The following is an 11,876-nucleotide window of genomic DNA, read 5'->3' on the forward strand; positions in this document are numbered from 1 at the left end:
CTACCCCTCTTCCCGGTGAGGGGCGTGGTCATCCGCCGCCCGCAGAGGGAAGCCGGGGCCGGGGTGGGCGCGGACGGCGCGGACGTCGATGGGCTCGGTCCATCGCCGGAACCCCCTGGCCCAAACACGTCCCGGCCCGGGTCGAGTCCGTCGCGGCTCAGTCCTGCCAGTAGAACACCAGATCGCGGACCTGGAGCGGCTCGCGGGAGCCGAAGAAATAGACGGCCAGCCCGGTGAACGTGATCGCTCCGAGTTCGGGGTCGATGTGCCGGAACCCCGCGTCCCGAAGGGCCGTCGTGATCCGGGCGTCCTCCTCGAATCCGAAGAAGGGGCCCAGCGTGCTCACCCAGACCTTGCCCGCGTCGGTGGGAATGACGTGGTAGGTGCCCTTGCCCGACCCCATGGACCGGCCCGCCGGTACCGGTTCCCGCGGTTCCAGCCCCGCGCCGGCCAGGGCCTGGCGCGCGGCGCCGAGCCGTACTTCCCCGAAGTCGTACGACTCGGGCGGCGGATCGAGGAGCGCCGCCTCGATCAGCCAGCGGGGGTCGGTGTCGCGCTGACCAGGCACGTACCTCCGGACGATCGCCTCCCGCACGTCGGGCGGGACGCCGGGCACCTCGACCCGCGGCGAGCCGAGCCCCTCCCACATCGGACGGATGTCATGGCCGCGCCGGTGCAGGATGGGAAGCGCCCACAGATGCCCCGGCCGGCCCTCCTCCACCATCGCCAGCAGCGTCCCGTCGTGGCCCTGACCGCCGATCAGCAGGTCGTAAGCCGTCCGGCTCACGATGGCGGAATCGTCGCCGAGACAGGGAGAGATGTCGCCGCCCGCACGCGCCAGAAGGCGGAGACCGAGCAGCCGTATCGCCGGGTAGGGCGCCGAGCGCGCGAGCGCGTCCGGCGAGTCGGCGCCCAACATCGCCACGACGGCGGGCATGCCGCGCAGTTCGATCAACTCGTCGACCGCCCCCTCCCCTGCCGCGCGAAGGTGCCTCCAGGGGGACGAGGCCAGCACGGTGAGCAGGCCCAACGCCTTCGCATCGCCTGACTTGGCATCGTCCAGGAGGGCCTGCGGTCCGAGCTTCTCCGCGATGTAGTAGTTGCCCCTTTCCAGCGCTCGCGCACGCAGTTCGCCGGAATACGGTTGCCCCGGCACATTCAGCGCGGTGGTCAGAGCGCTGTTGAGCCGAGCGCTGACCTCTGTGTCGCACACGCAGTCCACCAGCGCCGCGGCCCGCTCGCCGGGCACCCGCCCGATCAGCGCCTCCGCGCACGCCTCCCGCCGCCAGAACGCTTCGCCCTCGTCCAGGACGAGGTCGGCGATCGCGACCGCCGGGACCCCTTCCAGCGCCCGCTCGACGACCTCCCGTCCGGGCCGCCGGTCCCACGACGCGAACAGTGTCCTCAGCCGATCACGATCGTCCGTCATGGCCGGATCATCGTCCGCACCCCGCGCGGACCGCAACGCCTTTGCCCATGTGGGGATCACCCGGCGCGGGCGACCTGGGCTCCGGTTCCGGATCGGCGGGAACCTGGGGTCCAGATCGGCCTGGTGGTCCTGCTGCCGGCCGCCGCGGTGAAGACCTGCGTGCGACGCGGCGCCTCAGCCGTTTCGGGTCAGGCCCAGGCGCCTGGCCACCGGAGTCGCGCTCAGGCCGTACAGGGTCACCGTTGTGACGATCACCAGGAACGTGGCGGGCAGGATCTTGGCCGCGCCGGCGACCCCGGCGGCGACGAGCTCGGTCGAGAAGGTCGAGGCGGTGGCGGCGGCGACGATGCCGCGCGGGGCCATCCAGCCGATGAAGCGCCACTCGGCGGCCGTCAGGTCGGTCCCGCGCGTGGACGCATAGGCCACGAGCGGCCGGACGATCAGGACGAGCACGGCGACCAGGCCCAGGGTCGGCAGCACCAGGTGCCGGAGGGACTGCGGGGTGATCGTGGCGGAGATGGAGACGAAGAGCAGGCCGATGATCAGCTGGACGAGCGCCTCGGCGAACGGCCGGTGCGCGGGGAGGTCGAAGCCCGGCAGGTTGGCCACGGCCAGCCCCATGATGATCGCCGCCAGCAGCCCGGTGTCGTCCCGGGCGATGTCGCAGGCCGCCGCCACGGCGATCACCGAGGCGAGTTGCGCCGTGGCGCCGAGCACCTCACCGAGCCGCAGCCCGCACAGCAGCAGCCACAGCAGCCCCGTCCCGAGGAGGCCGCCGGCGGCGCCGATCGCGATGCTGGAGGCGAACTGCAGCACTTGGGCACCCGAACCCGTCTCGGTCGCGCCGATGACGGCGCTGAAGACGACCGCGCCCAGAATTCCGCCGATCGGATCGATCAGCGACCCTTCCCAGCTGAGGATCCGCCGCAACCGCTCCGGGGGCCGGACGAAGTCGAGCAGCGGGCCCACCACCGTCGGGCCGGAGACGACGAGGATGGCGCCCAGCATCGCCGCCGCCTCCGCCGACAGGCCGAGCAGCAGCGCGCCGAGGAACCCGGCGGACGCGGCCGTGACCGGCACCCCGAGCGCGATCAGCCTGACCACGACCCGGCGGACGTGCCCCTTGAGCCGGCGCAGGTCCAGGCCGAGGCCGGAGTCGTAGAGGATGAGCGCGACCGACAGCGACACCAGGGGTTGGAATGCCTCGCCCAGCAGCCGGTCGGGGTTGATGTCGGCGGTCATCGCGCCCGCGGCGAAGCCGACCGGCAGCAGGACGATGAGCGAGGGGATGCGTAATCGGGCCGCCAGGACCTGTGAGCCGACCGCGAGCGCGACCGTCAGCCCCACACCGAAGAGGACCTGGTCGGTCGTCATGCCTCTTCGAGGGCCTCGCCGAATTCGCGCAGCGCCTGGCGGTGGGCATTGTGGATGAGCACGTGCCCCACGCCGATGGCGGCCGCGAGCGGCCACTCGATGATCTCCAGCACGACCAGCACGCCGAGGCCGCCCAGGAAGGCGAGCTGATCCCCGGGCGGGAGCTCCACGCGCCGGCCCCACAGCTCGACCGTCACGTTGTGCGTCAGGGCGCGCTCGGCGGCCGCTCGACCGCGGACGTCCGTCGAGGCCCGCGGCGCGGCGGGTTTCCGGGTGGTGCGTACCGGTGCAGCCATGATCGCTCTCCGTTCTTCACTGGTGGATGGGCTCGGTACGAGATTCCCTCGCGCGACGGGTGGCGGGGGTCACCCATGACGGGGGAAGTGACCCGCAATCATCCGCCGTGGGGGATGCGGGGCGGCCGTCCCCGAGATGAGCTGCGTTCATAGGCCGCTACCGCATAGCGACGGGTTCATCAGCCCCTTCGACCTGGTGGAGATCGGCCGGCGGAGGAAGCCGACCGCGCGCCGCGTCGCACGCCGCCGCATGTAACAGGCATCTACAGGAGGAAAAGCTGCCGTGCCCGCCTGACCGCCTCGCCTCTCCGCGTCACGGCCAGCTTGCGGTAGACGCTCTTGAGATGGGTCTTGACCGTGTTCACCGACAGGCACAGGGCCGAGGCGATCTCCTCGGTCGTCATCAACTGCGCCACGGACCGCAGCACCTCCAGCTCCCGCGAGCTGAGCGGCTCCACCAGCGCCGCCCCGTCCCCGGGCGGGGGCGGGGGCGCGGCGAGCAAGGGGTGACAGCGCCGGAGCATCTCCGGATCGCCGCGGAGGACGGGCAGCAACCAGCTGGACGACAGGGCGAACGGCCGTCTGATCTCCTCATGGCGGGCCAGCCGCAGGGCCCGCTCCAGGGAGTAGCGGCCGCGCCGCCGGTCGGCGGTCCGGTAGGCCAGGCGGGCATCGAGCAGCCATGCCTCCACCCGGACGCCCGCCGGCGCCCCGGCGGACCGGGCCAGCGCGCTCCTGAGCATCGCCGCGGCGGTCTCGGCCGCGCCGCCGCCCGCCTCGATCCGGGCCAGCACGACCGCCGTGTCCAGGGCCGCCGTCCCACCCGCGCGTTCCGCGTCCCGCCGCGCCGCCTCGACGTCACCGGCCGACTCGTGCGCCTCCGCCGCCGCGAGCGCCAGCCTGCGTCCCAGCCAGCCGGGCCGCGGGACGATCGCCTCGGCCGCCCGCAGATCCCGCAGGGCGTGCTCGGGCCGTCCCCGGCACATCTCGGCGCGGGCCCTCACCAGGCACTGGACGGCGGTCGAGAAGGGGTCGGCGCAGCCGGAGGACGCCAGGGACGCCCTGGCCAGCTCGGTCCGGGCCGCGTCGATCCGCCACCGTTCCAGGTGCTCCCACGCGGACGCCAGATGGGCCGTCGCCACGCGCCGGCCCTCGGGCGACACCGATTTCTCCGGGAGCCGGCCGGCCCGGGCCGCGAGCTCGGCGGCCCGGACGACGTTGCCGCGCAGGGCCTCGGTGAGCGCGAGATCGCCGAGGCAGCGCTTCCGCTGGAAGTCCCCGCCCGCCTGCTCGGCCGCGGCCAGGGCCGCCTCGAACAGGCGCGCCGCCTCCGGCAGCCGCCCGTCCCACGCGCGGGCCCCCGCCCGTCCCGCCAGCGCCAGCGCCCGTAGTTCCGGACGGTCGTCCAGCAGCCGGTCCGGAACATCCCCCAGCAGGCCCGCGGCGTCGCCGGACGCGGCGGCGAAGGCGGACGCGCCGGGCCGGCACAGTTCGACTGCCGCCAGGCACAGCCGCGCGGGCCAGGCGGCCTCGTCCGGCGCCCGTTGGAGCAGCCGCCCGGCATGGTCCAGCGCGGCAGAGCACAGCGGGCCGTCCCCGCGCCTGGCCGCCACGGCCGCGGCGACGATGGCCGGCTCCGGCTCGGCACCGGCGAGGGTGTCCTCGTCCGGCATGGACTCGAACATGCCGGACAGCGCCTCCCGGGGCCGCAGGCCGAGCACGTGACCGATGGCGAGCCGGTCGACGACAAGCCGCGACGCGAACCGCCGGTCGCCCGTCCGGACGGCATGCCGCACGGCCTCGACCGGCCGTCCGCACCGTTCGAACCATGCCGCCGCGCGCCGGTGCAGTTCGGGGACCATGGCGGGTGACTCGTGCCGGAGGATCAGCCGCAGCGCTTCACCGAACATGTGGTGGTAGCCGTACCAGCCGCGGCCCAGCGGTGCGGCGAACGCGTTGCGCCGGACCACGTCCGGAAAGGCCCGTCCCGCCTCGCCGGCGAGCACGCCGGCCAGTTCGGCGTTGACGCTCGGCACGACGCTCGTCGCCAGGAGCGTCCAGCGCGCGTCGGGGGGCTGGGCGTCGACGACCTCCTCCATCAGGTAGCCGACGACGCTCTGGTCGTCCCCGGCGAAGCGGGCGGCGAACGCCTCGGGGTCGGGGTGCGCCTCCATGGACATCGCGGCCAGCCTGATCCCCGCGGGCCAGCCGCCCGTCCGCTCGCGGAGCGCCCGCTGCGCGGCGCGCCCGAGCCGCACCCCGTGCTGGGCCAGGACCGCGGCGATCTCCCGGTCGCCGAAGGCCAGGTCGCCGGCGCGGATCTCGGTCAGCTCGCCCGCGAGCCGGTGGCGGTGGAGCGGGAGGGGCGAGTCGCTGCGCGAGAGGACCACCGCCCGGAATCCCGGTCCCGCGTTCCGCAGCAGCCGGTTCACCACCTCGGCGGGGGCCGAGCCGGGTCTGGCCGGGAAGTCGTCGATCACGACGGCGACCGGCACGCCGGCCTCCCGCAGGGCCGCCGCCAGGGCGGCCTCGTGGGACGCGGGCTCCGCGACCCCGGCCCGCGACAGGCCTTCCGCCAGCGCGGCGCAGAACCCGCGGACGGTCACCGTCGAGTCGTCGCACCCGACCCAGCAGATGATCGGCCGGGTCGAGGCGGCCGCCCACATCAGAGCCGTGATCGTCTTTCCCGAACCGGGCGGCCCGGTGATCACCGTGAGCGGTCCCCGGACGCCCTTGCGCAGGCGCTCCATCAGCCGGGGCCGCGGCACGGCCCATTCGGGCAGGTACGGGTCCATCAGCTCTTCCGCCTTCGGCACCGCCAACCAGGTTTATCGCCCCTGATCTCGTCCCGCACGACCTCGATGGAGGAGATTTTGCGAACTCATGTGCCCGCCGTCCCCGCACGGCGGCCGCGCGCCTCACCCGCGATGGATGATGCGGAACGCAGGGCGCCACGGTGCGCTGGTACCGGGATTACCGAGCGCCCAGGATCGGGGATGGCCTCATGCCCGGCTACGAGATCAGGATCAAGGGCCGCGTCAGCGACTCGCTCCAGCACGCCTTCGAGGACCTCAACGTCTCGGTGCGGTCGGCCGAGACCGTCGTCTGGAGCCCGGCGCTCGACCAGGGCGCCCTCTACGGCGTCCTGGAAAGGATCCAGGCCCTCGGTCTCGAACTCGTCGAGGTGCGCGAACTCCCCCGGCATCAGCCCTGATCAGACGTCGCGGCGTTGGACGCCGACCAGGGTGATCAGGACGCAGGCCAGTGCCCAGACGGCGTAGACGGTCCACGCGCCACCGGTCGTCCACGGGTAGGGGACCGCGTCCTGGACGGCCTGGCCCAGGCGTTCCCACGCGTTGAGCGGCAGCGTGTGGGCGACGACGGCCGACCAGCGGCCGCCGGCGCCGAACGCGGCGGGCGGCACGAACAGGATCACGAACACCACGACCAGGGTGGGCGCGGCGTGCCGGACGGCCGCGCCGGCGGCCATGCCCACCAGCGCGGACACCGGCGCGAGCAGGGCCGACGCCGCCACCAGGCGGAACGCTCCCGGGTCCGCGATCGACATGCCCGCGTCGCGCCCGGACAGGATCGCCTGGGTCAGCCCGAAGGACGTCCCCGCGACGGCGGCGCCGAACCCGGCCGCGACCGCCGCGACGACGACCACCTTCGCGGCCATCACCTGGCGGCGGGCGGGCACGGCGATGAACGTCGTGCGGATCATCCCGGTGCCGTACTCCCCGGTGATCGCGACGGCCCCGATCGCGGCGACCGCGAAGACCAGGCACATCGCGGCGGGCTGGGTGAACGCGTCGTGCAGCGCGCCGACCGGGACGAACCCGGAGGCGCGCGGGTCCCCGCCGGTCAAGTCGCGGTAGTCGCCGTAGGCGGCGGTCACGTTGAACCCGACCGCGGCCAGCGCGCTGACCGCGAGGGCCCAGGCGGTCGAGCGCAGCGACCGCAGCTTGATCCATTCGGCGGCGAGCAGGTCGCGGAACCGGGCCCGGGGCTCGGCGATCCTGGGGTCTTCGATCAGTTCGTTCGCTTCGATCATCCGCCCACGGTGTCGCGCGCCGCGCCGCCGGGCATCGGGCCCGCGCGGGCAATGCATGTCATCCGTGGACCTACATCCCCGGGCCGATTCCGGGCCGCGGCCGCGCGGCTACCATCACCGCATGCACGCCGCGCCGCTGACCCTGCTGAAGCGCGTGCCGCCGGGCGCCTGGACGGCCGTGACCTGGTGCGCGATGGCGATCTGGCCGATCGTCGAGTTCGTCTGGTTCCCGCCCGACCACGGGTACTCCAACAAATATCCGGCGGACGGCCTCGACTCGTTCCCGGCGCAGGCGCTGCTGGCACTGGCGTTCGTCCTGGCGGTCGCGGGCGGCGTGCTGCTGCGCCGCCGGCCGGTGACCGGGTACGTCCTGCTGATCGCGGGCACGGTCGTGTCCGCGGTGGCGTGGCGGCAGCCGGAGCTCCCCTCGGCCCAGTTCCTGGCGGTGGACGTGGCCCTGTGCTTCATCGCGGCGACCCGGGCGCGCCGCGTCTCCGTCGCCGCCGCGGCGATGGCGGCCGGGGTGCTCGCGGGTTTCCTGGCGGTGCGGCTGTCGTGGTGGGAGGAGAACGGGATCGCCTCGGAGCCGTTCATGGTCCTGACGGTGGTCATCGCCTGGCTGGCCGGCAACTCCGCGCGCCAGGCCCGCCTGCACGCCGAGCGGCTGCGCGCCCAGGCCGCCGCCCAGGCGGTCACCGCCGAACGGCTCCGGATCGCGCGCGAGCTGCACGACGGCGTCGCGCACAGCATCGGCATCATCGCGCTCCAGGCGGGCGCGGCGCGCCGCGTCCTCGACACCCAGCCGGAGGGGGCACGGGAGGCGCTGGCGAGCATCGAGGACGCCGGCCGCGAAACGCTGTCCGGGCTGCGCCGGATGCTCGGCGCGCTCCGCCACGCCGAGCCGCTCGACGCCGCCCCGGGCCTGTCCGACGTCGACCGGCTGGCCGCCGCGACGACCGCCGCGGGCGTCCACGTCGACGTGCGGTGGCGGGGCGAGCCGCGGCCGCTGCCTCCGGAGATCGACGTGTCCGCCTACCGGATCGTCCAGGAGGCGGTCGCGAACGTGGTGCGGCACGCGGGCACCCGCTCCTGCCAGGTGGCCATCGAGCACCGCGACGGCGAGCTGGCCATCGAGGTCCTCGACGGCGGCCATGCCCACCAACGCGGCCCCGGCCGCACCGAGGGGACGGGGTACGGCCTGGTCGGCATCCGCGAGCGGGTCGGCCTGCTGCGCGGCGAGTTCTCCGCCGGTCCGCGGCCCGAGGGCGGCTTCCGGGTGGCGGCCCGGCTGCCCGTTCCGGCGGCCGGCCGATGACCGTGCGGGTGGTGCTCGCCGACGACCAGCCGCTGGTGCGCGCCGCGCTGCGGATGGTCATCGCCGACGCGCCCGATCTCGACGTCGCCGGGGAGGCCGCGACCGGCGCCGACGCCGTCCGGCTCGCCGCGGACGCCGACGTCGTCGTGATGGACCTGCGCATGCCCGGCATGGACGGCATCGAGGCCACCCGGCGGATCGCGGCGCGTCCCGGCGGGCCGCACGTCGTCGTGCTGACCACGTTCGACGACGACGACCACGTGTTCGGCGCGCTGCACGCCGGGGCGGCGGGCTTCCTGGTCAAGGACATGGCGCTGGACGACATCCTCGCCGCCATCCGGGTCGTCGCCGCCGGGGACGGGCTGATCGCGCCCGGGGTCACCCGGCGCCTGATCGCGCGCCTGGCGGGCAGCCCGGCACGGCTGGCGTCGGCGGCGTCCGCGCGCGGGCTCACCGGTGTCACGGGACGGGAGCGCGAGGTGCTGACCCTGGTGGGGCAGGGCATGAACAACAGCGAGATCGCCGCCGAGCTGCACCTCAGCGTGGCCACGGTCAAGACGTATGTGACGCGGCTGCTCACCAAGCTCGACGCCCGCGACCGCGTCCAGCTCGTCATCATCGCCTACGAGACGGGCCTGGTCGCCCCCGGGACGGGACCCTGACGGCGGGGCGCCGTGGCAGGCTGGTACCCGTGACGACCGACAGCGGACGGCAGACCACCGCGGCCATGGGCAGGCCGCGCGTGACGTCGCGGGCCGCCCTGGAACGGCAGGCGTTCGCGCTGTTCGCCCGGCAGGGGTTCGACGAGACCACCGTCGACGACATCGCGGCGGCGGCGGGGATCGGGCGGCGGACGTTCTTCCGTTACTTCGCCTCCAAGAACGACCTGGTCTGGGGCGACTTCGAGGCCCACCTGCAGCGGCTGCGCGGGCTGCTGGACGAGACCGATCCGGCCGTGCCGCTGGTGGAGGCGATCCGCCGGGCGGTGGTGGAGTTCAACCGGTTCGACCCGCGGGAGGTGCCCTGGCACCGGCAGCGCATGCGGCTCATCCTGGAGGTGCCGACCCTGCAGGCGGACGCGACACTGCGGTACGCGTCCTGGCGTGCGATCATCACCCGGTTCGTGGCGGGGCGCACCGGCCTTCCCGCGTCGGGGATGGTCCCCCGGCTTGCGGGCAACGTCGTGCTCGCCGCCGCGCTCAGCGCCTACGAGCACTGGCTGTCGCTGGAGGACGACACCGCGCTGTCCGGCCTGCTGGACGAGACGATCCGTCAGGTGTCGGCCGGTCTGGCGACCGTGCTGGACCTGGCTTCCGCGCCCTGACCGCGGGCGATGAGCGCGGCGATGACCTCGCCGATGAGGACGGCCGTGGCGGCGGGGCCGCGCAGCGGCGCGGTGGGGAGGATGGAGGTGTCGGCGACGCGGAGCCCGGTCAGGCCGTGGACCCTGCCGTGGGCGTCGACGGCGGCGGCGGGGTCGGCCGCCGGGCCCATGGGCACGGTGCCGCAGGTGTGCTGGGACGTGCCGAGGCGGGACCGGATCCACTCGTCGAGCAGGCGGTCGTCGTGCAGCGTCCGGGGTAGCGGGTCCACCAGGCCCCGGGAGACGTCCTCGAAGGCGCCGGTGGCGACGAGGGCGGCGGTCGCCCGCACCGCCTCACGCATCCGGCGCCGGTCGGCCGCGGTCCGCAGGTAGCCGTAGTCGACGCGGGGCGGGGTCTCGGGGTCGGCCGACAGAGTGCGCACCCCGCCGGTCAGGCGGGGCGTCTGCACCGAGGCGAGGAAGGCCAGGGGCGCGCCGGGGATGGCTGTCAGCCCGCCGACCAGCCCGGCCATGGGCACCAGGGACTGGAGGATCTCCAGGTCTCCCGCGTCGGGGCCGTCCGACGAGGGCAGGTGGAGGGCTCCGCCCAGCCATGAGCCGGACGGCTCGTCCAGCGGGTGCCGGGGCGTCCACTCCAGCACGACCTGGGGGTGGTCGCTGAGCGCGGCGCCGACCGCGGGGAGGTCGTGCACGACGGGGATGCCCAGGCGTTCCAGGTGGCGCGCCGGTCCGATCCCCGACAGGTGCAGCAGGTGCGGCGAGGCCGGCGAGCCCGCGCACAGGACGATCTCCCCGGCCTCCAGCACGGTTCCGCGCCCGACCACGACACCAGTCGCCCGGCCGCGGCGGACGATCACCGATCGCACCGGGGAGCCGCCCGCCACGGTGAGGTTGGGACGTCCGAGCGCGCCGAGCAGGTAGGCGATGCCGGTGTTGACGCGCCGTCCGTCCAGGACGTTGGCGGGCACCGCGCCGAATCCGGGCGGGTCCTGGGCGTTCTTGTCGGGCTCTTCCGGGTGCCCGAGCTCGCGGGCCGCGGCCTGGAACGCGGCGGCGGCGGGGTGCCGCAGGTCGGTGCGGCCGACCGGGACCGGTCCCCGGTCGCCGTGCAGCGGGGTGGCCCCGAGGTCGAGGTCGGTCTCCAGGGCGCGCAGGAAGGGCAGCGCCCGCTCGTAGGACCAACGGGCGTCGCCCGCGGCGGCCGCCCAGCGGTCGAAGTCCGCGCGGCGCGCCCTGACGAAGTAGCCGCCGTTGACGGCGGTCGAGCCGCCGAGGAAGCGGCCGCGGGTGACCGTGTAGGGCATGCCGGGCATGAGGCGGGCAGGGAACGTGCGGACGGCGGTGTGCGTCGGCTGCGCGCCGGGGACGAGGCACGCGTCCAGCAGGTCCGCCGGGAAGTCCGGCCGGGCGCGCGGCACCGGTCCGGCCTCCAGCAGCAGGACCTCGCGATCGGGGTCCTCGCTGAGCCGGGCCGCGAGGACGGCGCCGCTGCCGCCCCCGCCCACCACGAGCACGTCGGGCCGCCGCGCGCCCACCTTGAAATCGGGCAAACCATCCCCTTTTCTTTTGACACTCGATGCACTTAGTATCACCCGCAGGTGAAACGGCCACCACTCATCCAGCCCGAGGAGGCCCCATGGACACCACCGCCCCCGACGCCCAGGCCGCCGACCAGACCGACGACCGGACCCGCGATCGAGCCGCAGAGCCCGCCGAGGCCGAGTCCCTCGTCGAGGAGGTCTCGATCGACGGCATGTGCGGCGTCTACTAGAGCGTCATGCCCGGGATCGACATGGACCGCGCCTGGGACCTGCACCCGCAGGTCTCGGTGCGGCCGGAACCCTTCGGCGCGCTGCTCTACCACTTCGGCACCCGCAAGCTGTCCTTCCTCAAGGACCGCAGGCTGCTCGCGGTCGTGCAGGGCCTCGGGGACGCGCCCACCGCCCGCGCGGCGTGCACGGCCGCCGGGATCCCGGCGCCCGAACTGGACCGCTATGGCGCGGCGCTCGGCGCGCTGCACCGGTCCGCCATGCTCGTCGAAAGGCTCGTCGAAAGGACTCCTTGACCTCCTCCCCCTCGTGAAC

The 11,876-nt window shown here is 74.5% G+C and carries 12 protein-coding genes; 6 read left to right on the forward strand and 6 right to left on the reverse strand.

Features of this window, described 5'->3' with window-relative positions; genetic code table 11:
* Positions 1-157 precede the first annotated feature (157 nt).
* The 4 genes from ABD340_RS36705 to ABD340_RS36720 all read right to left on the reverse strand — a co-directional run bounded on the left by ABD340_RS36705 (position 158) and on the right by ABD340_RS36720 (position 5,915).
* Positions 158-1,429 carry a hypothetical protein gene (locus tag ABD340_RS36705; RefSeq protein WP_344595412.1) on the reverse strand — a complete coding sequence of 424 codons (1,272 nt, stop codon included), beginning with the start codon at positions 1,427-1,429 and terminating at the stop codon, positions 158-160.
* Positions 1,430-1,603: 174 nt separating this feature from the next.
* Complete coding sequence (locus tag ABD340_RS36710; protein ID WP_344595413.1) at positions 1,604-2,803, reverse strand: cation:proton antiporter; 1,200 nt, start codon at positions 2,801-2,803, stop codon at positions 1,604-1,606.
* Positions 2,800-3,099, reverse strand: coding sequence for a hypothetical protein (locus tag ABD340_RS36715; protein WP_344595414.1), 300 nt, complete (start codon positions 3,097-3,099; stop codon positions 2,800-2,802). The genes ABD340_RS36710 and ABD340_RS36715 overlap by 4 nt, the downstream gene beginning before the upstream one ends.
* Before the next feature lie 263 nt (positions 3,100-3,362).
* A complete protein-coding gene (locus ABD340_RS36720) occupies positions 3,363-5,915 on the reverse strand; it encodes a winged helix-turn-helix domain-containing protein (RefSeq protein ID WP_344595416.1) in 2,553 nt (850 codons plus the stop codon).
* 188 nt (positions 5,916-6,103) lie between these two features.
* On the opposite strand from ABD340_RS36720, the gene ABD340_RS36725 reads away from it, so the two are divergent.
* Positions 6,104-6,313 (forward strand): hypothetical protein, encoded by a 210-nt coding sequence (locus tag ABD340_RS36725; RefSeq protein WP_344595417.1) that lies wholly within the window; start codon positions 6,104-6,106, stop codon positions 6,311-6,313.
* Here ABD340_RS36725 and ABD340_RS36730 read toward each other — a convergent pair whose 3' ends face one another.
* Positions 6,314-7,153 (reverse strand): hypothetical protein, encoded by an 840-nt coding sequence (locus ABD340_RS36730; protein WP_344595419.1) that lies wholly within the window; start codon positions 7,151-7,153, stop codon positions 6,314-6,316.
* Positions 7,154-7,274: 121 nt separating this feature from the next.
* Between ABD340_RS36730 and ABD340_RS36735 the strand changes: the two genes are divergently transcribed.
* Genes ABD340_RS36735 through mftR form a run of 3 tightly spaced genes read left to right on the forward strand, consistent with a single transcriptional unit; the run spans position 7,275 to position 9,792 of the window.
* Positions 7,275-8,468, forward strand: coding sequence for a sensor histidine kinase (locus ABD340_RS36735; protein WP_344595420.1), 1,194 nt, complete (start codon positions 7,275-7,277; stop codon positions 8,466-8,468).
* A complete protein-coding gene (locus ABD340_RS36740; RefSeq protein WP_344595422.1) occupies positions 8,465-9,130 on the forward strand; it encodes a response regulator in 666 nt (221 codons plus the stop codon). The genes ABD340_RS36735 and ABD340_RS36740 overlap by 4 nt, the downstream gene beginning before the upstream one ends.
* Before the next feature lie 29 nt (positions 9,131-9,159).
* Positions 9,160-9,792, forward strand: coding sequence for a mycofactocin system transcriptional regulator (gene mftR / locus ABD340_RS36745; RefSeq protein ID WP_344595423.1), 633 nt, complete (start codon positions 9,160-9,162; stop codon positions 9,790-9,792).
* Here the strand turns inward: mftR and mftG are convergent.
* Positions 9,741-11,342 (reverse strand): mycofactocin dehydrogenase MftG, encoded by a 1,602-nt coding sequence (mftG, locus tag ABD340_RS36750; protein WP_344595425.1) that lies wholly within the window; start codon positions 11,340-11,342, stop codon positions 9,741-9,743. The genes mftR and mftG overlap by 52 nt on opposite strands.
* Positions 11,343-11,428: 86 nt before the next feature.
* Here mftG and mftA point away from each other — a divergent pair, with 86 nt between their 5' ends.
* The gene (gene mftA, locus ABD340_RS36755; protein WP_344595427.1) at positions 11,429-11,563 is read left to right on the forward strand and encodes a mycofactocin precursor MftA; all 135 of its coding nucleotides are present in this window, start codon (positions 11,429-11,431) and stop codon (positions 11,561-11,563) included.
* 6 nt (positions 11,564-11,569) lie between these two features.
* Positions 11,570-11,857: a mycofactocin biosynthesis chaperone MftB gene (mftB, locus tag ABD340_RS36760; protein ID WP_344595429.1), complete on the forward strand. Its 288-nt coding sequence runs from the start codon at positions 11,570-11,572 to the stop codon at positions 11,855-11,857.
* Positions 11,858-11,876 lie beyond the last annotated feature (19 nt).

This window comes from Actinomadura vinacea (assembly GCF_039532545.1).
In the GTDB taxonomy this organism is placed as follows: domain Bacteria; phylum Actinomycetota; class Actinomycetes; order Streptosporangiales; family Streptosporangiaceae; genus Spirillospora; species Spirillospora vinacea.

What these genes read in the sequence shown, in the direction of transcription:
- ABD340_RS36705 (WP_344595412.1), bottom strand. Translation starts at nt 1,429, where the DNA reads ATGACGGACGATCGTGATCGGCTGAGGACACTGTTCGCGTCGTGGGAC.
- ABD340_RS36710 (WP_344595413.1), bottom strand. Translation starts at nt 2,803, where the DNA reads ATGACGACCGACCAGGTCCTCTTCGGTGTGGGGCTGACGGTCGCGCTC.
- ABD340_RS36715 (WP_344595414.1), bottom strand. Translation starts at nt 3,099, where the DNA reads ATGGCTGCACCGGTACGCACCACCCGGAAACCCGCCGCGCCGCGGGCC.
- ABD340_RS36725 (WP_344595417.1), top strand. Translation starts at nt 6,104, where the DNA reads ATGCCCGGCTACGAGATCAGGATCAAGGGCCGCGTCAGCGACTCGCTC.
- ABD340_RS36730 (WP_344595419.1), bottom strand. Translation starts at nt 7,153, where the DNA reads ATGATCGAAGCGAACGAACTGATCGAAGACCCCAGGATCGCCGAGCCC.
- ABD340_RS36735 (WP_344595420.1), top strand. Translation starts at nt 7,275, where the DNA reads ATGCACGCCGCGCCGCTGACCCTGCTGAAGCGCGTGCCGCCGGGCGCC.
- ABD340_RS36740 (WP_344595422.1), top strand. Translation starts at nt 8,465, where the DNA reads ATGACCGTGCGGGTGGTGCTCGCCGACGACCAGCCGCTGGTGCGCGCC.
- mftA (WP_344595427.1), top strand. Translation starts at nt 11,429, where the DNA reads ATGGACACCACCGCCCCCGACGCCCAGGCCGCCGACCAGACCGACGAC.
- mftB (WP_344595429.1), top strand. Translation starts at nt 11,570, where the DNA reads ATGCCCGGGATCGACATGGACCGCGCCTGGGACCTGCACCCGCAGGTC.